Source organism: Amycolatopsis sp. NPDC104819 (assembly GCF_055583145.1).
In genome coordinates this window covers 429,121-455,457 of record NZ_JBVJON010000003.1, presented here as the reverse complement: position 1 = coordinate 455,457, position 26,337 = coordinate 429,121, and the positions used below count along the sequence as shown (strand labels likewise).

Below are 26,337 nucleotides of genomic sequence, written 5' to 3'. Positions count from 1 at the left end.
AAATAACTGCAGGAACCCTTAAGCTCAGCTGTACGATCTGGGCATGCTCGACGTCCGCCGCATGCAGGTCCTCCGCGCCGTGATCACCAGCGGGTCGATCACCGCCGCGGCCCGCAACCTGGGGTACACGCCGTCCGCGATCAGCCAGCAGCTTTCCGCGCTGGAACGCGAAGCGGGCACCGAACTGCTCGAACGGGTCGGCCGCGGCGTCCGGCCGACCCCGGCGGGCGCCCTGCTGTCCGAACACGCCGAGACGCTGAGCGCCGAGCTGGCCAAGGCCGAAGCCGCGCTGACCGAGCTCAAGGAGGGCCGCATCGGCCGCGTCGCCGTCCGCTACTTCGCGACGGCGGGCGCGTCGCTGGTCCCGCCCGCCATCGCCGCGGTCCGCCGCGAACACCCCGGCATCCACCTCGACCTCAAGCTCGTCGAGCCGCTCGACCCGCTGGCCGACGTCGAATCGGGGGACGCGGACGTCGCGATCACCGTGTTCCCGCGCCGGACGCCGCCCAGCAAGGGTGTCGAGCTGGTGCACCTGCTCGACGACCCGTACCGCGCGGTGCTGCCGCGGGCGCACCCGCTGGCCCGCAAGCGGGTGCTCGACCTGACCGAGTTCGCCGACGAGCCGTGGGTCGGCGTCGACGGCCTGCCCGGCATCTGCCGCGACATCCTGCTCGGCGCCTGCGCGCAGGCCGGCTTCGCGCCGAACGTCGTCGTCGAGTCCGAGGACTACCAGACGGCGCAGGGGTTCGTGGCCGCCGGCATCGGCGTCGCCCTGATCCCCGAGCTGGGCCTCGGCTCGCAGAACTCCGGGATCGTCGTGCGCCGGATCCGCAACCCGGAGCCGATCCGGTCGATCCACGCCGCCGTCGCGTCACGCGCGTGGGGGCAGCCGGCCGTCCGCACCCTGCTCGAAGCAATGCGTGAGGCGACGGCGAAGGTCGCTTAGACGAAGAACAGCTCCGAGACGAGTATGCCGACCAGCACCGCCGCCAGGATCGCGGCCACGGTGATCAGCGTCTTCTTCGACACCGGCAGGTTCCACTCGTCCCCGCCCGCCTGCTGCGGCTGGGGGACCGGCGGCGGCGCGTACTGCGTCGCCTGCGGCCGCGCCACCGGCTGCATCCGCTGCGTCTCCTCCGCCGCGGAAACCCCGGACGGCGGCAGCGGCATCTGCTGCTGGAACTGCGGCCCCGACGGTGGCGCCGGGGTGTGTGCCGGGTTGAACGGAGGGGTTGGCGGGGGCGGCAGCCCGGGCGCGGTCGGCGGGATGAACGCCGTCTCACGGCCTTCGGTGATCGCGCTCAGCGAACGGACCGTGTCGGACATCGTCGGCCGGGTGGTCGGGTCCATCCGCAGCATCTTGCGCAGCGCCTCGGTGAGGACCCCCGCGTTCTGCGGCGGCCGCTCGGACGACTGCCCGTCGTCCCCGAACGGCGGCACGCCTTCGACCGCGGTGTAGAGCGTCGCGCCGAGGGAGAAGACGTCCGCGGCCGGCGTCGGCGGCAGCCCGCGCGAGACCTCCGGCGCCACGTACGCCGCGTGCGGCCCGCCGCCGCTGATGCCGATGTCGGTGAGCTTCACCCCGCCGTCGTCGGCCAGCAGCACCGTGCCCGGCTCGAGCGTGCGGTGCACGAACCCGGCCGCGTGGATCGCGGCGAGCGCGTTGCCGAGCTGGATGCCCAGCGCCGCCGCCTGGTCGGGGGTGAGCCGGCCGTGCTCGGCGAGGAACGTCGCCATGCTGCGCGACGGGATGTACTCCATCACCAGCCAGACGTCCTGGCCGTCGGGCAGCACGTCGAACACCTTGATCGCGGACGGGTGCTCGATCCGCGCCGCGTCCTTGCCCTCCTGCATGGCGGCCGCGCGCGCCTGCTCGGCGCGGTCACCGCCGCCGACCGGCAGGTACATCCGCTTCATCGCGACGGTGCGGAACAGCCGCGTGTCGAACGCCAGCCACACGATGCCCGCGCGGCCACGGCCGATCGGCTGGTCCAGCCGGAACCGGCCGCCGACGATGGTGCCTTCAGAACTCAAGTCGGGTCCTCGATCATCAGCCAGCCTGCGCTGTGCTCGACGTGGTCGGGGGAGTCGTCGACGGAGGAGGTTCCTCGCTGGTCGGCTGGGACGTCGTCGTCTTCGGCGTGGTCTTCGGAGTCGTCTGCGGCTCGGTCTGCCGCGACGTCGTCCGCTTCGACGACGAGGTCGTCTCCTCGACCGGCGGCGGCACCTCCGCGGTGCTGGTCGGCTCCTCCGTCGTCGACGGCAGCGACTCCGACGTCGCGGCCGGCGTCGGCCTGGAGCTCGACACCGGGGACGCCGGCGCCTCCGGGTTGTTCGGGCTCAGCAGCCAGACGGCCAGCGCGACCAGGCCCACGACGACAACGCCGCCGATGATCGCGGGGCGCTTCCAGGCGCCGGGCTTCCCGTCGTCGTCCTCGTCGACCGGGCTGGTCTGCGGACGCCGCGGCGGGGGCGGCGGGACCGGCTCGTCGTCGTAGTCGTCGTAATCGTCGTCGGCGTACCGGGCCTGGTCGGGCCCCGGCACCGGGACGGCGCGGGTCGCGGCGAGGCCGGGCGGCACGCCGTCGGGGTAGTGCTCGTCGTCGTCCGCGTACCGGCGGTAGCCGTCGTAGTCGTCTTCCGGGTAGCCGGTGCCTTCCGGGTAGTCGTCCTCGTCGTAGTACGGCACGGCCTGGGTCGGCGCGGCCTCGCCCAGCAGCGTGCCCGAGTGGCCGACGGGGACCTCGTCGAACATCTGGGTCGCGTTCGGGTCGGCGATGGCGGCCGCGCCGAGGACACCGGCGGACGGCGCCAGCATCGTCTCCTCCGCGGGCGCGCCGAGCGGCGTCTCACCTCGCGCGACGGCGGCGAGCAGCTCTTCGCACTCCTCGGCGGTCGGCCGGTGCTGCGTGTCCGGGTGCAGCAGCACGGCCAAGACGCTCGCCAGCGGCCCGGACTGGCGCGGCGGGATGATCTGCCCGGCCGCGACCGCGTGCAGCAGGCTCAGCGTGTTCTCGGACAGCCCGAACGGCGGCTGGCCCTCGCACGCCGCGTAGAGCGTCGAGCCGAGCGAGAAGACGTCCGACTCCGGGCCCGGGTCGCCGCCGATGGCGACCTCGGGGGCCAGGTAGGCGGGGGTGCCGGCGATCATCCCGGTCTTGGTGACCGTGACGTCGTCCTTGGCGCGGGAGATGCCGAAGTCGGTGATCTTCACCGTGCCGTTGCCGGCGAGCAGGATGTTGCCCGGCTTGATGTCCCGGTGCACGATCCCGACCGCGTGCGCCTCGCGCAGCGCCGCGGCGACCTGGGCGCCGATGCGGGCGACCTCGGTCGGCGGCAGCGTGCGGCGTTCCTGCAGCACGGCGGCCAGGCTGGTGGAGTTCAGGTACTCCATGATCAGGCACGGCTGGCCGTTGTCGTCGGTGACGACGTCGAAGACGGAGATCGCGTTCGGGTGGTGCAGCCGGGCCGCGATCCGCCCTTCGCGCATCGTCCGCTGCCGGGCGTCTTCCTTGTCGTGCTCGTCCAGGTGCGGCTGGAGCAGGAGCTGCTTGATGGCCACGGTGCGGCCCAGGACCTCGTCGTGCGCCTGCCAGACGGCCCCCATCGCGCCCGTGCCGATCCGGCCGTCGATGCGATATCGACCGGCGACCAGACGACCCTCGTCGCTCACGCGACCTCCCTTTGGGCTCCGACTTCACCAGGGCGTGAGGATCGGTGCCTGGTGAGGCGGCCACACACACGCCGCTTGGCTGGAGCGTATGCACATGTCGTGGGCAGTGCGCCGGCTTTTCCGGGACCGACGCGTGACAAGGCTAGGCGCTCACTCTGCGCACACGAATCCGGTACGGGCACTTGAACCACGGGTGAAGGCGTGATCGCAATGGGCTACATGTACTGGGCCGAGACGAGCTCGGCCTCGGTGATCAACCCGCCGCTGTCCGCGACCCGGAACAGCTGAGTGACGCGCACCAGGCCGCCGTCCGGCCGGCGCAGCGTCGCGACCGCGAGGATCGAGCCGTCCGGGTTGACCTGCGTGTCGCCCTCCTGGACGTCGATGGCGTCCATCGAGCTCCAGGTGCGGACCAGCTCACCGGCGGCGCCGTCGGCCAGCGACGGGGCCAGCTGAGCCAGCGCGCCGGACGGGTTCTCGGCGATGGCGGCGTAGAACTCCTTGACGGCCTGGATCTTCCGGGCCGCGCTGCGCGCGTCGGCCGCCTGGTCCGGCACCGCGTGCGCCGTGCTGGGCGCCGCCTGCGGCTGCGGGCTGCCGGCCGAGCGCTCCTCGCTCGAGGACGGCGTGCCGCCGGAGTGCGTCTCCGGGGTGGTGGTCCCGTGCTGCTCCGGGGCGCCGCCGCCGGCCTGGTGCTGCGGGACGGCGAGGCCGCCGAGCTCCGCGGCCCCGCTGAAGCCCGCGGGCGTGGACCGGCCGTCGGCGGAGGCGGCGCGGTGGGCCTGGGTCAGCATCGGGGCGAAGACCACGACGCCGGCGACGAGCGCGCCCGCGCCGAGGAGCCCGGCCAGCTTGGCGCGGCGGACGAAGCGGCTCTCGGGCTCGCCGTCGTCCTCGGCCTGCTCCGGCTCGCGGACCGGCTCCGGCCGCGGCGGCAGGAACTTCTGCGGGTCGCGAAAGACCTGCTCGAGATAGTCGCGGTCGGCGTCGCCGACACCGTCGAGAATCTCGGCCGGGATCACGTCCTCGACGCGGACGGCGTGCTGTGCCTCACGCCGTGTGCGCTGCCGATCAAGCACGAAAGTCCTCGCTCTGGGGTTCCGGGGACGGTCACTCGGCCGTTCGGCCGAGCTTCCGGTTGGTCCGGACGGCCGACTCGTGGCCGGTTCCGGATCCGCTGTCGTCAGGTAACCCTGTGCGGGCGGCCATCACCAGGCTCCGTCGCTGGAATGCCGTCGCGATACGACGAGCGGCAGCTTATGTCACCCACCCGGACCAGGCATAACCGCTCGGCGCACCGCACGTGCATCGGAACGGGCGAACCGCACGTGCAGGCTTGGTTACCGGCCGTCAGAAGTGATCTTGTCGCCGTCCCCGAACGTCAGCGTGCGCTGCTCCGTCGTCTTGGTCCCGTCGGTGTGGGTGACCTCGACGGTGTTGACCGTGACGCCGCGCTGCTGGTCGATGCTGACCTTCTTGACCTCGAAGTACGCGATGCCCGCGTACCGCTCGGAGAGGGCCTGCGGCCCCCGGTCGTGCAGGTCGCCGGTGGTCACCGAGGACGCCGTGCCGGGGTCGGTGGTGACGGTGTTGAAGAACTTCTCGGAGTTGTCCCCCATGGTCTGGGCGTCCGGCGGGAAGGAGTACCACCACGGCGCCGGGGCCGGGGTCTCCCGCTGGGCGGGCGTGACCGGTGGCTTCCGCGGCGCGCGGTCCGGCGTGGTCGGGCCGGTGGTCGAAGAGTCGGTGGTGGTGCTGCTGCTCGCGCGGGCGGTGGGCGGCGGGACGACCCCGTCGACCGGCCCGGCGCCCCCACCGCCGGTGGTCGTCCCCGAGGCGTCGTCGGCCGGGCGGGACGTGCCGGTGTCCGGCCCCGCGGCGCCCCAGTCTTCCGACGACGGCTGCGGCTCGCCGGTCGGGTCGACGACGGTCGGGACGCCCTGGTAGCCCGGCCACGAGCCCTGCACGGACTGGTCCATCGCCGGCTTCCCGACCAGGAACGAGCCCGCGCACAGCAGGCCGACGACCACGGCGCCGGACGCGCCGGTGGCGAACCAGGCGGCCTTCCGCCACGTCTTCGGCGGGGTCACCGACGCCGGCACCGAGCCGATGGTGAAGCCACCGAGCCCGTCGAGCGGGGGCACCGCGTAGACGCGGACGTCGTCGTCCTCCTGGTCGGCGTCGCGCGGCCGCGAGGTGGCCAGCGTGACCCGGGTGCGCCGGGCGGCCTGCTCTTCACGGGACTCGCCGGTGTCCGGGCCCGTCTCAGGGGTGTTGTCGAGGGGGAGGCTGCCGTGGGCGGCGGGGAACAGCGGCGGCGCGGGCCGCCGGTCGCGGGGCTGGGGCAGCAACGGGTGGCCGTCCTGCCACGGCGAAGCGGGCTGGGGGAGCGGGAGCGAGCCGGACACCGGCGGGTCGACCGGCCCGGCGGCGTGGTGCCGCGGCGGGCGGTGCTGCGGCAGGGGCGGCGTCCAGCTCTCCGCGCTCCCCGGCCGGTGCCGTCCGGGGTGCGCGGGCGCGCTGCCGTGCCCGTGGAACTCCGTGCCGTTGCTCATGTGGGATCGACCACCACGCTGTCCGGTCCTGACGCCGTCCGGCGCCGGAGCAACCCGATCGGAGCACCATCCTCACGAGCGAAATCCTGTTCGGAATCCTGCGCAGATGCACGCGCATGCGAGACCGGACGCGCAGGGCTGGTGCCCCCGCGCGTCTTCGGGGCTGGGCCCGACCCAGACGCAAGGGTCCTCACGGCCTCAACCCTAGGAGCATCCGGCGTAGAAAGTCGCCCCCGAAGCTGCAAGTTGCAGAGGTTTCACTCGGTCGGGCGCGACCGATCGGGCGAAAGCGGCGCCGCGCGATTTCACGCAGCGCCATCAGCCCAGTTCAGGCGGGGTTCACCCGCCGGTGCGATAACGGTCACGCGTGGACTGCAGCGCCTTCGTCGCCACCGCGCCGCTACCCGCCGCGAGGATGATCGCCAGGATGTCCAGCGTCGTTCCCCCGGTCGTGAGCAACCAGGCGAACAGCGACGCCGCGGTGGTACCGCCGGCAACGGCCCAGCGGCTCCGGACGTACTGCGCCACGGGAGCGCCGCCGGCCCGCTTACCCGCTGCATTGTTCAACAGCGCCAGATACCCCACATGGCCCAGCGCGGCCAGCACGCTCACGAGCGCGACGATGACGGCGATGAGGTTCACGAGCCACTCCATGCCCCCAGTCTGCCCGCACCGGGGGCGCCGGTGCCTCGGGGAAGACCCCGAATTCGGCCAACCGTTACCGGCCGAGCCGCCCGCGGCCCAGGTTCAGCAGCGCCATGGCCAGCTGGCGGCCCTCGGGGCCGAGCTCGCGGTAGCGCGCGAGCACGTCCATCTCGCGGTTGTAGACGATCCGCGTGCCGCCGGCGGCCATCCGCGCGGCCCCGATCGTCTTGGACACCTCGACCCGGCGTTTCACCAGCCGCAGGATCTCCTTGTCCAGCCAGTCGATCTCCTGACGCAGCGACGCGATGTCGTCGCCCGCGGGGGTGTGCTCGGCGGGCTGGCCGTCGGCGTTCGTCGCTTGTGCGTTCATCGGGACCTCTTCCTCGAGGCCCGGACCCGGCCCCAGGGACGGCGACAGCCCCGGGTCCGTGGACTCCGGGGCTGGCGTGATGGCGGTCTGGGCACTACGCGATCACGGGAGCCGGAGTCCGGGTCCCGTAGAAAAATCGCTCTGCGTGGTGCCGCATGGAATCAGTATGGCACAGCGGTCCGCGCGTTCTCACGGAACGAGCGCGCCCGCGCGTGCAGCACCAGGCTGACCGCGAGCCAGAACACCGGGAACGCCGGCCAGAAGAACCCGGCGCCCAGCACCGCCCACCGGACGATCAGCAGCACCGCGACCGCGACCACCACGGCGAGGTGGACGCGCAGCGCGGGGTGACGCCGCAAAGCCGTGCGCGTAAGCGGGAAGCCGGGCCGCGGCGGCGCCGGGCGCGGCAGGTCGGTGGTGAGCTCGGCGAGCTCGTCGGTGAACCGCGCGGCGTAGACGCGGGTGAGGCGCTCTTCGACCTCTTCGAGGGTGAGTCGGCCTTCGGCGCCGGCGGACTGGACGGTGGTGGCGACGCGTTCGCGATCGGCGTCGGCGGCCCGGATGCGGGCGGGGCTGGTGTCTTCCATGTCCGTCGATGCTCCGCGCGCCGCGGCCGCCGCGCGTCGGGCGCCAGGCGACATCTCCCGCTACGCCTGCCGCGGTAGCCCACCCGCCCGGGGTAGCGTGGACAGACGATGGACACCCTCTTCGATCTCCCCGCCGAGACCCCCGCGCGCAAGCCCGCTTCCGGCGGGCAGGCCGATCTGCTCGACGACCTGAACCCCGCCCAGCGCGAAGCCGTCACCCACGCCGGTGGCCCTCTGCTGGTCGTCGCGGGCGCGGGATCGGGCAAGACCCGGGTGCTGACCCGCCGGATCGCCTACCTGCTCGGGCAACGGCGCGTGCACCCGGGCGAGATCATGGCCATCACGTTCACCAACAAGGCCGCCGCCGAAATGCGCGAACGTGTCGCCGCGCTCGTCGGGCGCCGCGCGAACGCGATGTGGGTGTCGACGTTCCACTCGATGTGCGTGCGGATCCTGCGTCGTGAGGCCAAGACGCTGGACATGTCGTCGAGCTTCTCCATCTACGACTCCGACGACACCAAGCGGCTGATCACCTTGGTGGCGCGGGACCTCGACATCGACCCGAAGCGCTACGCCGCGCGCACGCTGGCCATCCACATCTCGAACCTGAAGAACGAGCTCGTCGACGCCGAAGAGGCGGCGGCGAACGCGAGCAACGACCTCGAGCGCCGCGTCGCCGAGGTCTACGTCGAGTACCAGCGGCGGCTGAACCAGGCCAACGCCTTCGACTTCGACGACCTCATCATGCGCACGGTCTCGCTGCTGCAGGCGTTCCCGGCCGTCGCCGAGTACTACCGGCGGCGGTTCCGCCACGTGCTGGTCGACGAGTACCAGGACACGAACCACGCGCAGTACACGCTGGTGCGCGAGCTGGCCGGGACCGCGCCGAACGAGGCCGGCGTCGACCCGGCCGAGCTCGTCGTCGTCGGTGACGCGGACCAGTCCATCTACGCGTTCCGCGGCGCGACGATCCGCAACATCGAGGAGTTCGAGCGGGACTTCCCGAACGCGCACACCATCCTGCTGGAGCAGAACTACCGCTCCACGCAGACGATCCTGTCCGCGGCGAACGCCGTCATCGAGCGCAACCCGAACCGGCGCGCGAAGCGGCTGTGGACGGATTCGGGCGACGGCGAGAAGATCGTCGGCTACGTCTCGGACAACGACCACGACGAAGCCGCGTTCGTCGCGAACGAGATCGACGCGCTGGCGGAGAAGGGCGAGGCGGACTACTCCGACGTCGCCGTCTTCTACCGCACCAACAACCAGTCCCGCGTCTTCGAAGAGATCTTCATCCGGCTCGGCCTGCCGTACAAGGTCGTCGGCGGCGTGCGGTTCTACGAGCGGCGCGAAGTCCGCGACATGATCGCGTACCTGCGCGTGCTGGCGAACCCGGAGGACACGGTCAGCCTGCGGCGCGTGCTGAACGTGCCCAAGCGCGGCATCGGCGACCGCGCGGAAGCCGTCGTGGCGACGCACGCCGAGCGTGAGCGGATCTCGTTCGCGGCGGCGCTGCGGGACGCCGTCGAGGGCAAGGTGGCGCTGCTGAACCCGCGCTCGGTCAAGGCGATCAGCGGGTTCGTCGGGCTGCTCGACGAGCTGGGCGACCTGATCACGGCCGGCGCCGAGGTGCACGACGTCCTCGAAGCCGTGCTGGAGAAGACCGGCTACCGCGTCGAGCTCGAGGAGTCGGACGACCCGCAGGACCACACGCGCGTGGAGAACCTGGACGAGCTCGTCACGGTGGCGCGGGAGTTCACCGAGATCACCGCCGAGATCGTCGCGGACGAGAACGCCGAGCTGGTCGTGGACGAAGGCGTCCCGGCGCCGGGTTCGCTGCCCGCGTTCCTCGAGCGCGTGTCGCTGGTCGCGGACGCCGACTCGGTGCCTTCGCCGGACGGCGGCGAGGACGGCGACGGCGGCGCGGGCGTGGTCACGCTGATGACCGTGCACACCGCGAAGGGCCTGGAGTACCCGGTGGTGTTCTGCACCGGCTGGGAGGACGGCGTCTTCCCGCACATGCGGGCTTTGGGCGACCCGACGGAACTGGCGGAGGAACGGCGGCTCGCGTACGTCGCGATCACGCGGGCCCGCAAGCGGTTGTACGTCTCGCGCGCGATCACGCGGTCGGCGTGGGGCCAGCCGTCGATGAACCCGGCTTCGCGGTTCCTGGACGAGCTGCCGCCGGACCTCGTCGACTGGCGGCGCCTGGAGCCGTCCAGCCGCGGCTTCGGTTCGTTCGGCAGCGGTTCGCGGGGCACCCCGCGGGCGGCGACCACCTGGGGCGGCCGCTCTTCGTCGTCGTCTTCGTCCCCGGGCGTCAGCTCGTTCGGCAAGGGCTGGAAGGACACGGTGGCGCTGAAGCTGGACGTCGGCGACCGCGTCAGCCACGACAAGTACGGCCTGGGCACGGTGGTTTCGTGCGACGGCGTCGGCCCGCGCGCGACGGCGACCATCGACTTCGGCGCGGCCGGCAAGGTCCGCCTGATGCTGATCGGCAGCGTGCCGATGGTGAAGCTCTAACACCCGTCCGAGTGAACCCGGCGGCGATCGGCCCGATCGCCGCCGGAATCGTCGTACCCCACCGGTAGAACTGACCCTGCAATCGAACACAGGTTCGACGAAGGGGGTAGTGTGGTGTGGACGCGGTGCTGTTTCACCTGGTGGCCGACGGGGTACAAAAATACTTGCGAGGAGTCCTGGGGACGACGGTTGCGGATCGGGGTCCGGAGCCTTCGGGGGCCTCAGGAATTCCTTCGCGTGCGGGAGCGGAGGCGTGCCGGCTGGCCGCCGCCTGGCGAGCGCTGCTCAAGCAGCACGAGCTCGGCGCGGACGGGCGTTGTGTCACCTGCGGCCGGGGACGCCGCTGGACGACCAGGGCCCGGAGTGCCGCGCGTGTCCGCTCCGCGGGGGGCGCCGGGGCCCGCGTCCCGTGGGGCTGGCTGCCGACGCGCCGCTCCGCGGAGTTCTGCACGGTGTGGCAGGTCGCCGTGGCGTACTTCATCCGGCGGTTGCCCGGCGGGCAGCGTTAGCCGTTTCCGGGCGCTGAGGGGCTTTCAGGCGGCTTTGGCGAGGCTCGGTGCGGTCTCGGGTGTCCGCGCGTGGTGGCGGCGGCCTGAGGAGTTCTCGGCGTCAGATGATCGCGCCGCGCGGTCACCGGGTGTTCTCATCGCCGAGGAGCGTCATCGGTCCTCGGCGGCGGATCATGCTGCTACGGCCGGGTTTCCCGCGTTGGCGCGCGGTCGCGGTTCCGGCTCAGGTGGTCTGGACGACCTAGTGTGGTGTTCGGACGGCTCAGATGACGATGCCGCGCGCGGCCAGCCAGGGCCGGGGGTCGATCTTCTTCGTGCCGTTCTGCCAGACCTCGAAGTGCAGGTGCGGGCCGGTGCTCTGACCACGGTTGCCGATCTCGGCGATCTGCTGACCGCACTTGACCTTCTGGCCCTCCTTGACGGAGAAGCTGTTCATGTGGCCGTAGACCTGGATCGTGCCGTCGTCGAGCTGCACGCGGACCCAGAGGCCGAAGCCGCTGGCCGGGCCGGCGTCGATCACGGTGCCGTCGGAGGCGGCGTAGATCGGGGTGCCGATCGCGTTGGCGATGTCGATGCCGAGGTGGCTCGTGCCCCACCGGGCGCCGAAGCCCGAGGTGAAGGTGCCGTGCGCCGGCAGGCAGGTCTTCGGGCGAGCGGCTTCTTCGGCGGCCTTCTTGGCGGCGTCGGCTTCGCGCTGCTCGCGGGCCTGGGTGATCGAAGCGCTGTCGGAAAGCTTCGCGGCCTCGGCGGAGGCGTCGACGGCGTGGCCGGTCGGCAGGAGCTCCGGGGCGCCCCCGGTGCCCGCACCCCCCGCGGTCAGGGAAGCGCTGGCGTCCTGGCTGTTGGCCAGCGGCGTCACGGCGGCGTCGGAGTCGGTGACTGTCTTGAGGGTCGAGCCCGCAGCAGCGGCAGCGAACGCACCGGCCGCAACAGCGGCAACCACAACCCGGCCACGAAGGGCCGAAGAGGGCGGGGCGATGCGGTGCGCACCCCGGACACGAACGACCGCACCTTCCAGTGCGTCCTTCAGTGCCGGGGAAGGAGCTTGGCCGCCGGGGGAGCGGTGTGAAGCCAAGACAGGGCCTTCCATCGTCGGGGAGCCGGGTCTGAGGACTGCGGGCGGGGGAACCCGGTGAGCCAACCTCGGGGGTGGTTCGCTCGTCGTCCTACTTCGTGACCTGACTGTAATGGGGACCGGGGGACAGTAACGAAGGGGCACCGCTGTAAGCAAGATCTGGCCCTCGCGTCGGCTGAACGGGTGGCTCCGATCCGGCGCTCACCTGTGCCAATTACCCAAAGTTAGAGGGGGTTTACCGCGTTCGGTGTGACTTGGCTTACAGGGTCCAAGGCCGGTGAAGGACCGCCAGAGGCTCTTCGAGGCATGTTTGAGGCCAAAAGTCGCGGAATAAGGGTTTGCGAGCCGATGTTGATGCTCCTTCGACGCCCTGATCGCCCCCCGGCAGTCCCGAAAAAGGCCCACAACGCCCATTTCGGACCCCCGCCGACGCGCAAGAGCCGATCCGTTCGTCGACAAGAACCCGCCACTCACCGACTAGCCCCCTGTCGGCGGCGGTCGTCGAATCGGGCACCTCGGGGACTCAACGCAGCCTCCGCATCCAGCACCAGCCCCATTTCCACACCCACTGCGGCCCGCGCCCCGGCCTTCGGCGCTGTAACTGCAGCTGCCGAGGGCGTCCCCGCCGCTTGTCGACCGGTCGACAGCCGCGCGCTCGCTTCACCGCCCCACCCCTGCGCGACCGACTACGGCCCCGCTCAGCGACCGGGCGACAGCCGCACGTTCGCCTCACCGCCCGGCGCGCACGCAACTGCCGAGGGGCGCCCCCACCGCTTGCCGTCAGGGCGACAGCCGCGCACTCGCCCGGCGGCCCGCACGGATCGCCGCGAACCAGCTCGATCTGCCTCCGCCTCGGGCTACCGCGCCAATCGGCAACCCGCACCAACCGCCGCGGCCGACCTCAACCCATACCCGCCGCCGCACCCGCCGACCGCCACCCGCCGCTCAGCGACTCGGGCCACGGTGGCGGGCTCCGAACGGCCGGGCTTGCTAGCGTCGCGGGCAATGCCCCCACGCTCAGAGCACCCCACCGGGAGCGCCCCCGGCTCTCCCCGCGACCCCGAGCCCGACCCGGACCCCCGTCCCTCCGGGCCCGCCTCGCGCTCCGCGACCTCCCGTCCCACCGGCAAGCGGAAGCCCGCGGCGCAACCCACCAAGTCCGCGCTGAAAGCCGACGAAAAGCGGGAACCCGCCTACGACCCGCGTGAACTCTGGGCCGACGACACCGACCGCGGCCCCCTCCGCGTCGCCCTCGTGCTCGCCGCCCTGGCCGCTGTCGCTCTTGCCGTCGCCGCCTTTGTTCCCGTCTCGCCGGCCGCCGGGCCCGGGTTCGCCAGCTGGCCTTGGCTGGCCGTCCTCGCTCTCGCCTCCGCCGTCGCCGCGATCTGGGCCGCCGGCGCGGGGAAGACCGGGCTGGCCGGCGGGATCGTTCTGGGCCTCGCCGCCCTCGCGCCCGGCCGGCTAGTGCTCGACCTGCAGTTCGCCGTCAACGGCCCCCTCACCATCCGGCCCGAGCTCTACCTGCCCGTCCGGTTCGTCGGCGGCTCGGCCGTCGGGGCCGGGTTCTGGCTGCTCCTCATCGCGGACGTGCTCTCCGTGGCCGCGGGTGTCGCCGCCTGGCGGGCGAACCGGAGGGACGACGAACCCGAACGCCGCCGGTGGCGCCTGCTGGTCCCGCTGCTCGCCGTCACGGCCTCGGTCGGACTGCTGACCGCGCCCGTCGGCTCCGACAACGGCTTCCTCCTCGCGCGTTCGGCTTTCGAAGGACCCTGGCCCGCCCTTGGCGGCTACCTGCTGCTCGCCGCCGCGCTTCCGCTGGCCGCCTCGCTCGCCCTCGCCGCGCCGGACGAACGTGTCGCCCGGGGCGCGCTGGCCGGCCTGACCGCCGCCGCTTTCGGGGTCGCCGCGCCGCCCGTGCTGGCCGGCCTCTACCGCGACGACCTGCACGTCGCCTGGGGCCCCGTCCTCGTCCTCGTCACGACGGCGATCATCGGCGGCCTCGCCTTCACCCGGCTCACCGAGAAGACCGCCGACACCGAAGCCGACCTGAAGCTCCCCGGCCTCTTCTGGTGGCGGCTCACCACCGGACTGCTCGGCCTCGCCACCGCGCTCGCGGCCGTGATCGGCACGTTCGCGCCGCAGGTCGCGGTCAGCGCGCTGAACCCCGGCGCCACCGCGCCGGTCAGCGCGGCCGCCGAGAGTCCGGCCCGGTGGTTCCTGCTCGTCGCCGCGGTGGTGCTCGCCGTCGTCGCACTCGGGACGCTCGTGCCGAAGACGGCCGCCCTCGCGCGACCGGTCCTCGGGGTCGCCTGGGCCGGAATCGTCCTGGCCGGCACGGCCGTCCTCAACACCGCGCTCACCGCCACCCAGGCCGGCAACCTCGCCGGTTTCGGCGGCGCCGGCCCGACCGGCGCGGCGCCCGCGTTCACGTATGACCTCGGCGCCGGCGCCGCCTGGACGTTCGCCGCCCTCGTCCTCGCAGTCCTGGCCGCCCTTGCCGCCGCCGGGACCGGAGTAGTCGAGCGCGAGGACGCAGGTGACGGCACAACGGCAGCCGCCGGCGTACTCACCCCGGTGGTGGCCGGCGGGGTACTGGCGGTCGCCGGGTTCGGGCTGCCGGTCTTCAGCGTGCCGGGTTACGTGGCGCCTGGGCTCTGGTCGAACCTCGACACCCCGTCGTGGGGACTGTTCACGGCGGCGGCGGTGGTGCTGGGCGCGGCGGGGCTGGCCCTGCGCTCACGCCCGAAGCCCGCAGCGGCACTGCTGACCGGCGCGGCGCTGCTGGCGGCGCTCCACGCGGCGGAGCTGCCCCTGGTCGGCGGCACCCTCGGCAACGCAAGCCCGGCAACCGGCTTCTGGGTAACGCTCGCCGCAGCGACCGCCCTGCTCATCGCGGCCGGAATGTCGGCTGCGGGCACCCGACGTGCCACATGAAGCCCGGCCGATGAGCACCGCGCCGCCAGTCGACGCGGTATGGAGTGATGCGCCGCCGCCGAGTGATTCCCCGGCCCCGGCTGCCGTGCCGCTGGCCCGCGCGATGCCGAGTGCAGCGCAGCCAGTGAGCACCGCGTCGCCGGTTGGCGCGGTGCCGGGTGGCAGCCCGCGACCAGGCGCCGTGCCGAGTGCCGCCGCAGCCCCGGCTGCCGGACCGCTGGCCTGCGCGGTGCCGAACGCAGCGCCGGTCGGCGCGGTGCCGGGTGCCACCCCGCGACCAAGCGCCGTGCCGAACGCAGCGCCAGTTGGCGGGGTGCCGGGTGCCACCCCGCGACCAGGCGCCGTGCCGAGTGCCGCCGCAGCCCCGACTGCGCCGCTGGCCCGGGCGATGCCGAGCGCACCCCGACCAATGAGCGCCGCCCACCCGAACCTCACCCGGAACGACCCCACCCCATGACCCGCAACCGCCTCCGAGTCCTCCTGGTCGAGTTCACCCGCCCCGACCCCACGGCCGTCCCCCTCGCTCGCACCCTCCGCGACGAAGGCATGGAGGTCATCCACGCCGGGCCCCTCGACACCGTCGAACAGATCGTCCGCACCACCGAACAGGAGGACCCCGACGCCGTCGGCGTGCTCGGCGAGCCCCCGCCCCACCACCTCAAGGACACCTTCCACGACCTCCACCTCTTCACGGCCGGAGACTTCGAGACCCCCTCCGAAGCCGCGAAATGGTTGTCCGGTGGGCGGTCTCACACCTCGGGAACACCGTCTGACCGCACACGGTGACCGACTTCACCGGATGCGGAGTCCCCGCCGTTCGCGCAGGTCGCTAACCTCGACTGGTCCGACAGCGCGGTCCGGTCGCGGACCACCTGCAGTGGCGTGTCGTCAGGAGACTGGAGTAGTGGACCTCTACGAGTACCAGGCGAGGGATCTCTTCGCCGCCCACGGAGTACCGGTTCTGCCGGGCTCGGTGGCTAGCACCCCCGAAGAAGCCAAGGCCGCCGCGGAGCAGATCGGCAACCAGGTCGTCGTCAAGGCGCAGGTGAAGGTCGGCGGCCGCGGGAAGGCGGGCGGCGTCAAGCTGGCCCAGACGCCGGACGAGGCGAAGGAGAAGGCGGAAGCCATTCTCGGCCTCGACATCAAGGGCCACATCACGCGTCGCGTGCTCGTGGCCGAAGCCTCGGACATCGCGTCCGAGTACTACTTCTCCTTCCTGCTGGACCGGGCGAACCGCACCTTCCTGGCGATGGCCTCGTCCGAAGGCGGCATGGAGATCGAGCAGCTCGCGGTCGAGCGGCCCGACGCGCTCGCGAAGATCCCCGTCGACGCGATCGCGGGTGTCGACAAGGCGAAGGCCCTCGAGATCCTGAAGGCCGGCAACTTCCCGGCCGACATCATCGACGAGGCCGCCGACGTCGTCGTGAAGCTCTGGGAGACCTTCGTCTCCGAGGACGCCACCCTGGTCGAGGTCAACCCGCTGGTCCGTGACCCGCAGGACAAGATCATCGCCCTCGACGGCAAGGTCACCCTCGACGAGAACGCGGACTTCCGCCAGCCGGGCCACGAGGCCCTGGTGGACAAGGAAGCGGAGAACCCGCTCGAGGCGAAGGCCAAGGCCAAGAACCTCAACTACGTCAAGCTCGACGGCCAGGTCGGCATCATCGGCAACGGCGCGGGCCTCGTCATGTCCACTTTGGACGTCGTGGCGTACGCGGGTGAGAAGCACGGCGGCGTGAAGCCGGCGAACTTCCTCGACATCGGCGGCGGCGCGTCGGCCGAGGTCATGGCGGCCGGGCTGGACGTCATCCTCAACGACACCGACGTGAAGAGCGTCTTCGTCAACGTCTTCGGCGGCATCACCGCCTGCGACGCGGTGGCGAACGGCATCGTCGAGGCCCTGAAGATCCTGGGCGACGAGGCCGCCAAGCCGCTGGTCGTCCGCCTGGACGGCAACAACGTCGTCGAGGGTCGCCAGATCCTGGCCGACGCGAACCACCCGCTGGTCACCGTGGTGGACACAATGGACAACGCGGCCGACAAGGCTGCCGAGCTCGCCGCGGCAGGTGCGTGAAGATGTCGATCTTCCTGAACGAGAACAGCAAGGTCATCGTGCAGGGGCTCACCGGCTCCGAGGGCATGAAGCACGCGACCAAGATGCTGAAGTCCGGCACGAACATCGTGGGTGGCGTCAACGCCCGCAAGGCCGGCCAGACCGTCACCATCGAGGGCAAGGACCTCAAGGTCTTCGGCACCGTCGAAGAGGCCATCAAGGAGACCGGCGCCGACGTGTCGGTCATCTTCGTGCCGCCGAAGTTCGCGAAGGACGCGGTCGTCGAGGCGATCGACGCCGAGATCCCGCTGGCCGTCGTCATCACCGAGGGCATCCCGGTGCACGACTCGGCCTACTTCTGGGCGCACGCGGTCGCGAAGGGCAACACGACCCGGATCATCGGGCCGAACTGCCCCGGCGTGATCAGCCCCGGCAAGTCGAACGCCGGCATCATCCCGGCCGACATCTCCGGCCCGGGCCAGATCGGCCTCGTGTCGAAGTCCGGCACGCTGACCTACCAGATGATGTACGAGCTGCGGGACATCGGCTTCTCCACCGCGGTCGGCATCGGCGGTGACCCCATCATCGGCACCACGCACATCGACGCCCTCGAGGCGTTCGAGGCGGACCCCGAGACCAAGGTCATCGTGATGATCGGCGAGATCGGTGGCGACGCCGAAGAGCGCGCCGCGGCCTACATCAAGGAGAACGTGACGAAGCCGGTCGTCGGTTACGTCGCGGGCTTCACCGCGCCCGAGGGCAAGACCATGGGCCACGCGGGCGCCATCGTGTCGGGCTCCTCCGGCACGGCGGCCGCGAAGAAGGAGGCCCTCGAGGCCGCCGGCGTCAAGGTCGGCAAGACCCCGAGCGAGACCGCCGTCCTCGCGCGTGAGCTGTACAACAGCCTCGGCTGACGACAGCGCGTAACCGCAGGTAGGGCCGGGCACTCACCAAGGTGTCCGGCCCTCCTCCGTTCGGGGAGGAAACCTCCCGGGGTATTCACGCGTCTGGTGGGCTGAGGGCTCGTCAGTGCGCTAGCGTTCTGCGCACACAAGCCGCCTCGTCTTCCCCCGGGTGTCCTCGCACCCCGGAGTGCCGGTCGAACCGACAGGAGTGCATCCGATGACCTTCCCCAGCGGCGGGCCTGGCTACCCCCAGCAGGGTGGCGGCCAGCAGCCCCCCGGACCGCCGCCCACCGGTGGCCTCCCGCAGCAGCACCACTCGCACCAGGCGCCGTCGGGTCCGGCGGGCCTGCCGCAGAACCTGCCGATGCTGCTCTCCCTGGTCGTCGCCGCCCTCAGCCTCGTGCAGTACTTCCTCGGCTTCGCCGACGCCGGTGAAGTCGGCCTCGGTGGGGTCTTCCTGCTCGGCGGCGGTCTGCTCGCCGGGCTCCACGTGCTGCCGAGGGGCCCGAAGACGCTGCCGTTCGCGGCGCTGTTCAGCGTCCTCGGCGCGCTCGACGTCCTCGACACGCTGATCAGCCTGCAGACGACGCCCGGCATCGTCACCGTCATCCTGATCCTGGGTTTCCTGCAGATGGCCGCCGCGGTCGCCGCGCTGCTGATCGAGCACGACGTCATCAAGCCGCCGGCGCCGAAGCCGGCCGCCGCCCCGCAGTACGGCGCCCAGTTCGGCCAGCCGGGCCAGGGCGGCCAGCCCGGCCAGCAGCAGTACGGCCAGCCGGGCCAGCAGTACGGCCAGCAGCAGCCGGGCCCGGTGGCCCAGACCGGCGAGCCGTCGGCGCCGTTCTCGCAGGGCCAGTACGGCTCGCCGAACCCGCCGTCGACCACGCCGCCGCCGGGGCAGCAGGCCACGACGTACGCCCCGCAGCAGGGCTCGTTCTTCCAGCAGCCGCCGTCGGACAACCCGGGCACACCGCCCGGAGGCTTCGGCAAGTCGAACTGACGCCGGCCCGAAACACCCGCTGTGACGCTCTGTGTCACGGCGGGTGTTTTGCACTCCGGGCGTTACTCGACCGGGTGGGTTAGCTTCCCCACGCCGGCCGACGGCGGCGTGGCTCACCCGGTCGGAGCAGCGCGGATGTCAGGGTGCGGATCATGGACGTGCTCACCGACTCCCGCGAAGAGCCGGTGGGCGACCTCGAACCCGACGTCGAACTTTCCCGGGCGGCGCGGGTGCGGGTGTTGCTCGCCGCCGCGCTCGGCCCGCTGGTCACGGGTTACGCCGCCGTCGCGACGCTGCTGACGCTGGTCACCCTGACCGCCGGCCGCGGCGCCTTCACCGGCACGGGCGTGCTGCTCGCGGCCGGGCCCGGCTGGCTCGCCGCGCACCAGGTGCGCCTCGGCCTCGGCGGCCACCCGCTCGGCGTCCTGCCGCTGCTGCCGACGCTGGGGGCGCTCGCGCTGGCCGCGCGGACGGCGTCCGGCGCCGCCCAGCGCCTCGGCTGCCGGTCGCCCCGCGAGGCGCTGCCGGTGTTCGTCACGATCACCGGCGCGCACGCGCTGTTCGGGCTGGTCATCGCGTTCTGCGCCCAAGGCTCCCCGGTGGCGGCGAACCCGGTGACGGCCTTCGCCGTGCCGGGACTGCTCGCCGGAGCGGCCTCGGCCGTGGGCGTCTTCCGGAGCTGCGGGCTGCCCGACGTCGTCGCCGACCGGCTCGACCCGCTGGCGCTGCGCGGGGTCCGCGCGGGCGCGGCGGGCCTCGCGGTGCTGGTGGCCTGCGGCGCCGCGGTGTTCACGGTCGCGACGGCGCTGTCGTGGTCGACGGTGGCCGACATGTACGAGCCCGCGTTCGGCAGCAGCTTCGGGCTCTTCCTGCTCTCGCTGCTCTACCTGCCCAACGCCGTGACGGCCGGGCTGTCGTTCGTCACCGGGCCCGGCTTCTCGATCGGCGACCTGAACGTCGGGATGTTCGGGTACCGCGGCGGCGCCGTGCCGGGCGTTCCGCTGCTCGGCGGCCTGCCCGAGCACCACAGTGCCTGGTGGCCGGCGCTGCTCCTGCTGCCCGCGGCGACCGGTGTGCTCGTCGGCTGGTCGCTGCGCCGGGCCGACGCCGACCCGGCGCAGCGCATCCGGACGGTCGCGGTCGCCGGGGTGGTGGTCGCGCTGGGCTGCGTCGTGCTGGGCACGCTGGCCGGCGGCCGGCTCGGCGACGGCCCGTTCGACCCGGTGAGCGTGCCGGTCGGGGTCGCGTCGGTCGTCGCGTTCTGCTGGATCGTCATCCCGGGCTCGTTCGTCGCGTTCTTCGCGGGTGAGCACGAGCCGCCCGCGCCGCCGCCCGAAGCGCTCGAAGACAACGAAGCCTTCGAAGACGCCGACGACGTCGACGCCGAAGAAGCAGCCGAAGCCGTCGAGGACATCGAAGCAGCGGAAGCGTCCGAAGAGGACGAAGCCGTCGAAGAAATCGAAGACGAGGACGCCGAGTTCGAAGCCGAGGCCGACGCCGAACTCGGCCTCGAAGACCCGAAGCTTTCCCGGGAAAGCTCCGCCGAGGACGACGAAGCTGTGACCGGAGGCACCGAGACCTGCGGCGACGTCGAGCCGGACGAGGCCGACCGTTAGGGTTGTCGTGACCTGGTGAAGCGCCGTGCGCACCGGCTGCGCACCGCCCGCGGCAAGGAGCCCGCTCTGTCTCAACGGTTGGAGCTGCCCACTCCGGTGAAGCTCGTCGTGCTCGCGTCGGGCTCCGGCACCCTCCTGCAGGCGGTGCTGGACGCCACCGGCCGGTCCGGCTTCCCGGCCAAGGTCCTCGCCGTCGGCGCCGACCGCACCGGCATCGAGGCCCTCACCCGCGCCGAACGCGTGAACGTCCCGGCGTTCACCGTCCGCGTCGCCGACCACCCCGACCGCGCCGCCTGGGACAAGGCGCTGACCGAGGCCGTCGCGGTGTACCAGCCCGACCTCGTCGTGTCCGCCGGGTTCATGAAGATCCTGGGCGAGCAGTTCCTCAGCCGGTTCACGGTGGTCAACACGCACCCGGCGCTGCTCCCGTCGTTCCCCGGGATGCACGCGGTCCGCGACGCGCTCGAGGCCGGCGTCAAGGTCACCGGCTCGACCGTGCACTTCGCGGACGCCGGGGTCGACACCGGGCCGATCATCGCCCAGGAAGCCGTCGTCGTGGAGCACGACGACACCGAAGACGTCCTGCACGAACGGATCAAGGCCGTCGAGCGCAGGCTTTTGGTGGAAACGATCGAGCGACTCGGCCGCGGTGGCTGCACCGTGGACGGACGAAAGGTGACATTTCGTGAGCACTGACCTGGGACGGCGCCCGGTCCGCCGGGCGCTGATCGGCGTCTCGGACAAGGCGGGCCTCCTGGACCTCGCGATCGGCCTGCACGCGGCCGGCGTCGAGATCGTCTCCACCGGCGGCACCGCGAAGGTCATCGCCGACGCGGGGGTCCCGGTCACGCCGGTCGAAGAGGTCACGGGCTTCCCGGAGTCGCTGGACGGCCGCGTCAAGACGCTGCACCCGCGCGTCCACGCCGGGCTGCTGGCCGACCAGGGCAACGCCGACCACGTCGAGCAGCTGCGGAAGCTGGACATCGCGGCGTTCGACCTGCTGGTGGTCAACCTGTACCCGTTCGAGCAGACCGTCGCGTCCGGCGCGAGCCCCGAGGACTGCGTCGAGAACATCGACATCGGCGGCCCGGCGATGGTGCGCGGCGCGGCGAAGAACCACGGCAGCGTCGCTGTTGTCGTCGACCCGGCCCGCTACGCCTGGGTGCTGGAGCGCGTCGCCGACGGCGGCTTCGACCTCGACGACCGCAAGCGCCTCGCCGCGCAGGCGTACGCGCACACGGCGTCCTACGACATCGCCGTCGCTTCGTGGTTCTCGAACGTCTACGCCCCCGATGAGGACGCTGTCGACTCCGGCTTCCCCGAGTTCTCCGGCGTCAGCTGGGAGCGCGGCGAGGTGCTGCGCTACGGCGAGAACCCGCACCAGAAGGCCGCGCTCTACAAGGGACACCGGGCCGGCCTGGCGCACGCCGAGCAACTGCACGGCAAGGCCATGTCCTACAACAACTACGTCGACACCGACGCCGCCCGCCGCGCCGCGTTCGACTTCGACGGGCCCGCCGTCGCGATCATCAAGCACGCCAACCCGTGCGGCATCGCGGTCGGCGTGGACATCGCCGAGGCGCACCGCAAGGCGCACGCGTGCGACCCGGTTTCGGCCTACGGCGGCGTCATCGCCACGAACCGGCCGGTCAGCCGCGAGGCCGCGGAGCAGATCGCCGAGGTCTTCACCGAGGTCGTGCTCGCGCCGGACTTCGATGCGGAAGCGCTGGAAATCCTGCAGCGCAAGAAGAACATCCGGCTGCTGAAGCTCCCCGAGATCGCGCCGTCGCCGATCGAGTTCCGCCAGATCTCCGGCGGCGTCCTCGTGCAGACGGTCGACGCGATCAACGCCCCCGGCGACGACCCGGCCAACTGGCAGCTCGCGACCGGCGCCCCGGCCGACGAGCAGACCCTGCGCGACCTCGAGTTCGCGTGGCGCTCGCTGCGCGCGGTGAAGTCGAACGCGATCCTGCTGGCGGCTGACGGCGCGACCGTCGGCGTCGGCATGGGCCAGGTCAACCGCGTCGACTCGTCCCGGCTCGCGGTGTCGCGGGCGGGCGACCGCGCGAAGGGCTCGGTCGGCGCGTCCGACGCGTTCTTCCCGTTCCCCGACGGCCTGGAAGTGCTGGTCGAGGCCGGTGTGCGCGCGGTCGTGCAGCCCGGTGGCTCGGTCCGCGACCCCGAGGTGATCGCGGCCGCGGAGAAGGCGGGCGTCACGATGTACCTGACGGGGACGCGCCACTTCGCGCACTGACCCCGCGCTTCGAGAGGGAGGGCTCGATGCAGCAACCACCGCCGTACGGGCAGGGTCAGCCGGGTTACGGGCAGCAGGGGCCGTATCCCCCGCAGCCCGGCTACCCGCCGCCCGGATATCCGCCGCAGCAGGGATATCCGCCGCCCGGGTACCCGCCGCCGGGGTACGGCGGGCCGATGCCGCCGCCGAAGAAGAAGCGGACGGGCCTGATCCTCGGCATCGTCCTCGGCGTGGTGGTGCTGCTCGGCGCGGGCATCCCGCTGGGGATCTTCGCGAGCGACTACTTCGCGAGCACCGGCGCGGCGCCGTCGTCGTCGCCGGTGCCCGCCGAGTGCCAGGTCCCGGGCCCCACGCTCGGGAAAGCGGGCTTCCCGAGCTTTGCCCTGAGCGGCCCGGGCTCCGCGAACGTGCCGGGCCTCAAGCAGGTCAACTGCAGCTGGAAGCCCGGGCCGGACGAGAACGTCCGCGACGCCACGCTGAGCGTGCGCATCACGACGTACTCGGGCGAGGGCGCGCGCGAATCGGCCAACCGCTCCTACGAGCCGATCGCCCCGGCGGTCCCGCCGACGGACGTCAAGGGCGTCGGCGACAAGGCGGCGCTGGTCCGGCTGGTCACGAACAGCGCGTTCAGCGGTTCCGAACTGCACGTCCTGAAGGGCACGACGGTCGTCATCGTCGAGGTGTCCGGCTGGGACAAGGGGTTCTTCTCGAAATCGGCGATGCCCCAGCAGGAGACGGACGATGCCGTGAAGGCCGTCGGCGCCGAGGTCGTCAAGAAGCTGCGCTAGCAGCCTCGGTCACGCGGGAGCGGGCAGCTCCTTGCAGAGGGCGACCGGGAACTTCGGGTCGGCCGCCCGGATCTCCGGGCAGCCGGCCGCCTTGGCCTGCGCGAACGGCGTCCAGCCCGCGTCACTCCAGCGGAAGGCGCTGCGCGACGGCGGTTCGGTCTGGCGCACCAGCAGGTCGAGGACCAGCCAGTTCGGGTCGCACGCACGGGTGGTGCCGGCGCTTTCGGCGCCCGTCGCGGACACCGCGGCGCCGATCCACGCCGGGTCGCAGTGGTCGGCCGGCGGGGCGCAGGCGCCCTGCGGCGAGCAGTGGCCCCAGCCGGCGCCGAGCTTGTGCCAGGCGTTGCCCGCGTCGGCGTTGAGGATCACGGTCCGGTCCGCGATCGGCGCGTTCGTCGTCAGCCGCAGCTCGGCCGACACCTTGTCCTGGCAGCCGCCGGAGGCGGGCCGCGTCGAGTAGACGACGTCCGCGCGGATGTCGGTTTTCGACTCCACGACCTGCTCGATCCGCGGCTCCCGGACGCAGCCCGGGTCCTTGCCGGGCAGCGCGACCTGCACGAACAGGCCGGTGTCCCCGCCGGGCCGGATCCCGGTGACCTCGGCGCGGAACGAGCGCCACTCCGCGCCCATCGTCGTCGGCCCCGGCGCCTCGGCCTTGGCGCCGGGCACCCCGCCGCCGGTGGTGAGCACGACGGCGAGCACGGCGCCCGCCGCGACCAGCGCCCCGGCGATCCACAGGATCGGCCGTTTCCGCCCTTCGGTCATCGTCATCCCCCTGAAGTCCACCGGGCAATCTAGCCGACCCCGCAGCGTCAGGCGGGCGGACCGGGGTTCTTGCGCTGCGTGACGTCCTTCTCGAGGTAAACGGCGCCGGCGATGTGGCCGGTGGCGGCCGGGGCGTCGACGAGCCGGTAGCCGGCCCGCTGGTACATCGTGATGTTGCGCGTGCTGCGGGCCCCGGTGAACAGGGCGAACCGGCGCACGTCGGCGGGCGCCTGCGCCTCGATGTGCGCGAGCAGCCGGCGGCCCAGCCCGCGCCCGGCGAAGTCCGGCGCGACCATCAGCCTGCCGACCTCCCAGCAGTCCCGGTCGAGCCGGCCGCGCACGGCGCCGACCAGCCGGTGCTCGTGCCGCAGCACCCACACCGACCAGGTCTTCGTCCAGTCGCGGACGTCGTCGAGGGTCTCGTGCAGCGCGGGGATGTCGAGGGTGGCGTTGAGGATGGCCTCCTGGACCCAGCAGCAGCGTTGCAGGACCAGCAGTTCCGGGCAGTCTTCGGGCCGGACTTCGGTGAGCTCCACGCCGGACTGTCTAGTGACGGCCCGGGCCCGCGGGCAACTTCATTACCTTGGTGGGGTGACCGATCTCCTGCGCCACGCTCTCGACGCTCCGGGTTTCGCGCCGCTCCCACCGCGGGCGCGGGCGTTGCTGGAGACGCTGGGCGCGCCGCCGAGGCTGGGCGCGCACCTGCGCGTGGTGCACGACGTCGCCGTCACGCTGACCGGCTGGGCGCGTCCCCGGACGGAGTTCGACGGCACGGCGGTGCTGTTCGGCGCGGCCACGCACGACATCGGGAAGATCCTGCATCCCGCGGAGCTGTCCGGTCCGGGGTCGCTGCACGAGGTGGCGGGGTACCGGTTGCTGGTGGAACACGGCGTCGAAGAGGCTTCGGCGCGCTTCGCACGGACGCACGCGTCTTGGGACGCGCCCGACGTCACGCTCGAGGATCTGCTCGTCAGCTTGGCGGACAAGGTGTGGAAGGCGAAGCGGGTCCCTGACCTGGAGGAACGGGCGGCCGCGTGCTTCGGCGGGGAGCCGTGGGAGGCCTTCATGGCGCTGGACGACGAGCTCGAGCGCCTCACCGCGGACGCCGACGCGCGGCTGGCCTTCCAGGCGTCGTACCCCACTACCGGGTGACTTGACACCCCGGGCGGTTCACGGTTGACTGGACTACGTCGAACAGGTGTTCGACATCAACCGCCGCCTTCCCCGCGGCGAACGAGTGCCGTCGGTCGAGTTTTGGGAGAGGCCCGACCGTCGGCCTGGTCCGTGGTGGGGAGGTGCGTGCGGTGACCGCTGTGGTGGAGCCGCCGGTGGCCCGGCTGGCGGCCCTGCCCGGGGTGAGCACGGCGAGCCGGGTGGCGGCTCAGGCTGACCAGGCGCGGGTGACGGGAAGAGTGCTCCCGGTCGCCCCCGCCCTGGCTGAGCTGCTGCCCGCGGCCGGGCTCCGCCGGGGAAGCACCGTGGCGGTCCACGGTTCGACGTCGCTGCTGCTCGCCCTCCTCGCGGAACCGACCGCAGCGGGGGCATGGGCGGCGGTGGTCGGCATGCCATCGCTGGGGCTGGCGGCGGCGGCCGAGTACGGCGCGGACCTCGCCCGGCTGGCGCTGGTCCCGCGTCCGGGAGCGGAGCTGCCCGCGGTGGTGGCGGCGCTGCTCGACGGCGTGGACGTGGTGGCGGTCCATTCGGAGACGGTCCAGGCAGCCGTGGCGCGGCGGCTGTCGGCCCGAGCCCGCCACCGCGGAGCGGTCCTGCTGACGTTCGGCGCCTGGCCGGGCGCGGATGTCGAGCTGTCGTGCAGCCCGTCGTCGTGGGCGGGTCCCGCGGACGGTTACGGGCACCTGGAGGAGCGCCGGGTCGAGGTCCGGGCCCGCGGCCGCGGCGCGGCGGCCCGCCCGGTCTCGGCACAGCTGTGCCTCCCCGGCTCCGGAGGAAAGGTCACCTCCGCCCCGCCGGCCGCGGTCACCTCCGGCTTGGCCCTCGCCGAGGAGGCCACGGCATGACCCCCGCGCGCCCTTTCCCGCCCACCCACCGACCCAATTCCCCGCACCCTCGGCCAGCGCACACGTG

General features: G+C 72.5%; 23 protein-coding genes. 13 read left to right on the top strand and 10 right to left on the bottom strand.

Annotated elements, in window-relative coordinates:
* The first annotated feature begins 43 nt into the window (after window positions 1-43).
* Window positions 44-946, top strand: a complete 903-nt coding sequence (locus tag ACZ63E_RS11310; protein ID WP_465308827.1) for a LysR family transcriptional regulator — start codon at window positions 44-46, stop codon at window positions 944-946.
* Here ACZ63E_RS11310 and ACZ63E_RS11305 read toward each other — a convergent pair.
* The 7 genes from ACZ63E_RS11305 to ACZ63E_RS11275 form a co-directional block, all read right to left on the bottom strand.
* A complete protein-coding gene (locus tag ACZ63E_RS11305) occupies window positions 943-2,034 on the bottom strand; it encodes a serine/threonine-protein kinase (RefSeq protein WP_465335886.1) in 1,092 nt (363 codons plus the stop codon). The genes ACZ63E_RS11310 and ACZ63E_RS11305 overlap by 4 nt on opposite strands.
* 16 nt (window positions 2,035-2,050) lie before the next feature.
* On the bottom strand, window positions 2,051-3,673 hold the full coding sequence (locus ACZ63E_RS11300) for a serine/threonine-protein kinase (protein WP_465335885.1): 1,623 nt from the start codon (window positions 3,671-3,673) through the stop codon (window positions 2,051-2,053).
* 215 nt (window positions 3,674-3,888) lie between these two features.
* A complete protein-coding gene (locus tag ACZ63E_RS11295; protein ID WP_465335884.1) occupies window positions 3,889-4,752 on the bottom strand; it encodes a hypothetical protein in 864 nt (287 codons plus the stop codon).
* Window positions 4,753-5,013: 261 nt separating this feature from the next.
* On the bottom strand, window positions 5,014-6,228 hold the full coding sequence (locus ACZ63E_RS11290) for a hypothetical protein (protein WP_465335883.1): 1,215 nt from the start codon (window positions 6,226-6,228) through the stop codon (window positions 5,014-5,016).
* Between the two features lie 339 nt (window positions 6,229-6,567).
* On the bottom strand, window positions 6,568-6,882 hold the full coding sequence (locus tag ACZ63E_RS11285) for a hypothetical protein (RefSeq protein WP_465335882.1): 315 nt from the start codon (window positions 6,880-6,882) through the stop codon (window positions 6,568-6,570).
* Between the two features lie 64 nt (window positions 6,883-6,946).
* Window positions 6,947-7,243 carry a chorismate mutase gene (locus tag ACZ63E_RS11280; RefSeq protein ID WP_328445366.1) on the bottom strand — a complete coding sequence of 99 codons (297 nt, stop codon included), beginning with the start codon at window positions 7,241-7,243 and terminating at the stop codon, window positions 6,947-6,949.
* A gap of 161 nt (window positions 7,244-7,404) precedes the next feature.
* A complete protein-coding gene (locus ACZ63E_RS11275; protein ID WP_465335881.1) occupies window positions 7,405-7,830 on the bottom strand; it encodes a DUF1707 SHOCT-like domain-containing protein in 426 nt (141 codons plus the stop codon).
* 108 nt (window positions 7,831-7,938) lie between these two features.
* Here ACZ63E_RS11275 and pcrA point away from each other — a divergent pair, with 108 nt between their 5' ends.
* The gene (gene pcrA, locus ACZ63E_RS11270; RefSeq protein WP_465335880.1) at window positions 7,939-10,353 is read left to right on the top strand and encodes a DNA helicase PcrA; all 2,415 of its coding nucleotides are present in this window, start codon (window positions 7,939-7,941) and stop codon (window positions 10,351-10,353) included.
* A 771-nt stretch (window positions 10,354-11,124) separates the two neighbouring features.
* On the opposite strand, the gene ACZ63E_RS11265 is transcribed toward pcrA, so the two are convergent.
* The gene (locus ACZ63E_RS11265; protein ID WP_465335879.1) at window positions 11,125-11,805 is read right to left on the bottom strand and encodes a M23 family metallopeptidase; all 681 of its coding nucleotides are present in this window, start codon (window positions 11,803-11,805) and stop codon (window positions 11,125-11,127) included.
* 1,137 nt (window positions 11,806-12,942) lie between these two features.
* On the opposite strand from ACZ63E_RS11265, the gene ACZ63E_RS11260 reads away from it, so the two are divergent.
* The 9 genes from ACZ63E_RS11260 (at window position 12,943) to ACZ63E_RS11220 (ending at window position 23,487) form a co-directional block, all read left to right on the top strand.
* The gene (locus ACZ63E_RS11260) at window positions 12,943-14,871 is read left to right on the top strand and encodes a hypothetical protein (RefSeq protein ID WP_465335878.1); all 1,929 of its coding nucleotides are present in this window, start codon (window positions 12,943-12,945) and stop codon (window positions 14,869-14,871) included.
* 453 nt (window positions 14,872-15,324) lie between these two features.
* Window positions 15,325-15,657, top strand: a complete 333-nt coding sequence (locus ACZ63E_RS11255) for a hypothetical protein (RefSeq protein WP_465335877.1) — start codon at window positions 15,325-15,327, stop codon at window positions 15,655-15,657.
* Between the two features lie 118 nt (window positions 15,658-15,775).
* On the top strand, window positions 15,776-16,945 hold the full coding sequence (gene sucC / locus ACZ63E_RS11250; RefSeq protein ID WP_465335876.1) for an ADP-forming succinate--CoA ligase subunit beta: 1,170 nt from the start codon (window positions 15,776-15,778) through the stop codon (window positions 16,943-16,945).
* 2 nt (window positions 16,946-16,947) lie between these two features.
* Window positions 16,948-17,838 (top strand): succinate--CoA ligase subunit alpha, encoded by an 891-nt coding sequence (sucD, locus tag ACZ63E_RS11245; protein WP_465335875.1) that lies wholly within the window; start codon window positions 16,948-16,950, stop codon window positions 17,836-17,838.
* A gap of 208 nt (window positions 17,839-18,046) precedes the next feature.
* On the top strand, window positions 18,047-18,829 hold the full coding sequence (locus tag ACZ63E_RS11240) for a DUF5336 domain-containing protein (RefSeq protein ID WP_465335874.1): 783 nt from the start codon (window positions 18,047-18,049) through the stop codon (window positions 18,827-18,829).
* 143 nt (window positions 18,830-18,972) lie between these two features.
* Entirely contained in the window at window positions 18,973-20,445 is a 1,473-nt protein-coding gene (locus ACZ63E_RS11235) for a cell division protein PerM (RefSeq protein WP_465335873.1), read from the top strand.
* 78 nt (window positions 20,446-20,523) lie between these two features.
* Complete coding sequence (purN, locus tag ACZ63E_RS11230) at window positions 20,524-21,141, top strand: phosphoribosylglycinamide formyltransferase (protein ID WP_465309423.1); 618 nt, start codon at window positions 20,524-20,526, stop codon at window positions 21,139-21,141.
* Entirely contained in the window at window positions 21,131-22,699 is a 1,569-nt protein-coding gene (gene purH, locus ACZ63E_RS11225; protein ID WP_465335872.1) for a bifunctional phosphoribosylaminoimidazolecarboxamide formyltransferase/IMP cyclohydrolase, read from the top strand. Before purN ends, purH begins: the two co-directional genes overlap by 11 nt.
* 26 nt (window positions 22,700-22,725) lie before the next feature.
* Window positions 22,726-23,487, top strand: coding sequence for a hypothetical protein (locus ACZ63E_RS11220; protein ID WP_465335871.1), 762 nt, complete (start codon window positions 22,726-22,728; stop codon window positions 23,485-23,487).
* A 9-nt stretch (window positions 23,488-23,496) separates the two neighbouring features.
* Here ACZ63E_RS11220 and ACZ63E_RS11215 read toward each other — a convergent pair whose 3' ends face one another.
* Window positions 23,497-24,252 (bottom strand): hypothetical protein, encoded by a 756-nt coding sequence (locus ACZ63E_RS11215; protein WP_465335870.1) that lies wholly within the window; start codon window positions 24,250-24,252, stop codon window positions 23,497-23,499.
* 47 nt (window positions 24,253-24,299) lie between these two features.
* Window positions 24,300-24,788: a GNAT family N-acetyltransferase gene (locus ACZ63E_RS11210; protein ID WP_465335869.1), complete on the bottom strand. Its 489-nt coding sequence runs from the start codon at window positions 24,786-24,788 to the stop codon at window positions 24,300-24,302.
* Window positions 24,789-24,843: 55 nt separating this feature from the next.
* Here ACZ63E_RS11210 and ACZ63E_RS11205 point away from each other — a divergent pair, with 55 nt between their 5' ends.
* Together ACZ63E_RS11205 and ACZ63E_RS11200 are read left to right on the top strand one after the other, a co-directional pair.
* Window positions 24,844-25,404, top strand: coding sequence for an HD domain-containing protein (locus ACZ63E_RS11205; RefSeq protein ID WP_465335868.1), 561 nt, complete (start codon window positions 24,844-24,846; stop codon window positions 25,402-25,404).
* A 152-nt stretch (window positions 25,405-25,556) separates the two neighbouring features.
* The gene (locus ACZ63E_RS11200) at window positions 25,557-26,270 is read left to right on the top strand and encodes a hypothetical protein (RefSeq protein WP_465335867.1); all 714 of its coding nucleotides are present in this window, start codon (window positions 25,557-25,559) and stop codon (window positions 26,268-26,270) included.
* Window positions 26,271-26,337 lie beyond the last annotated feature (67 nt).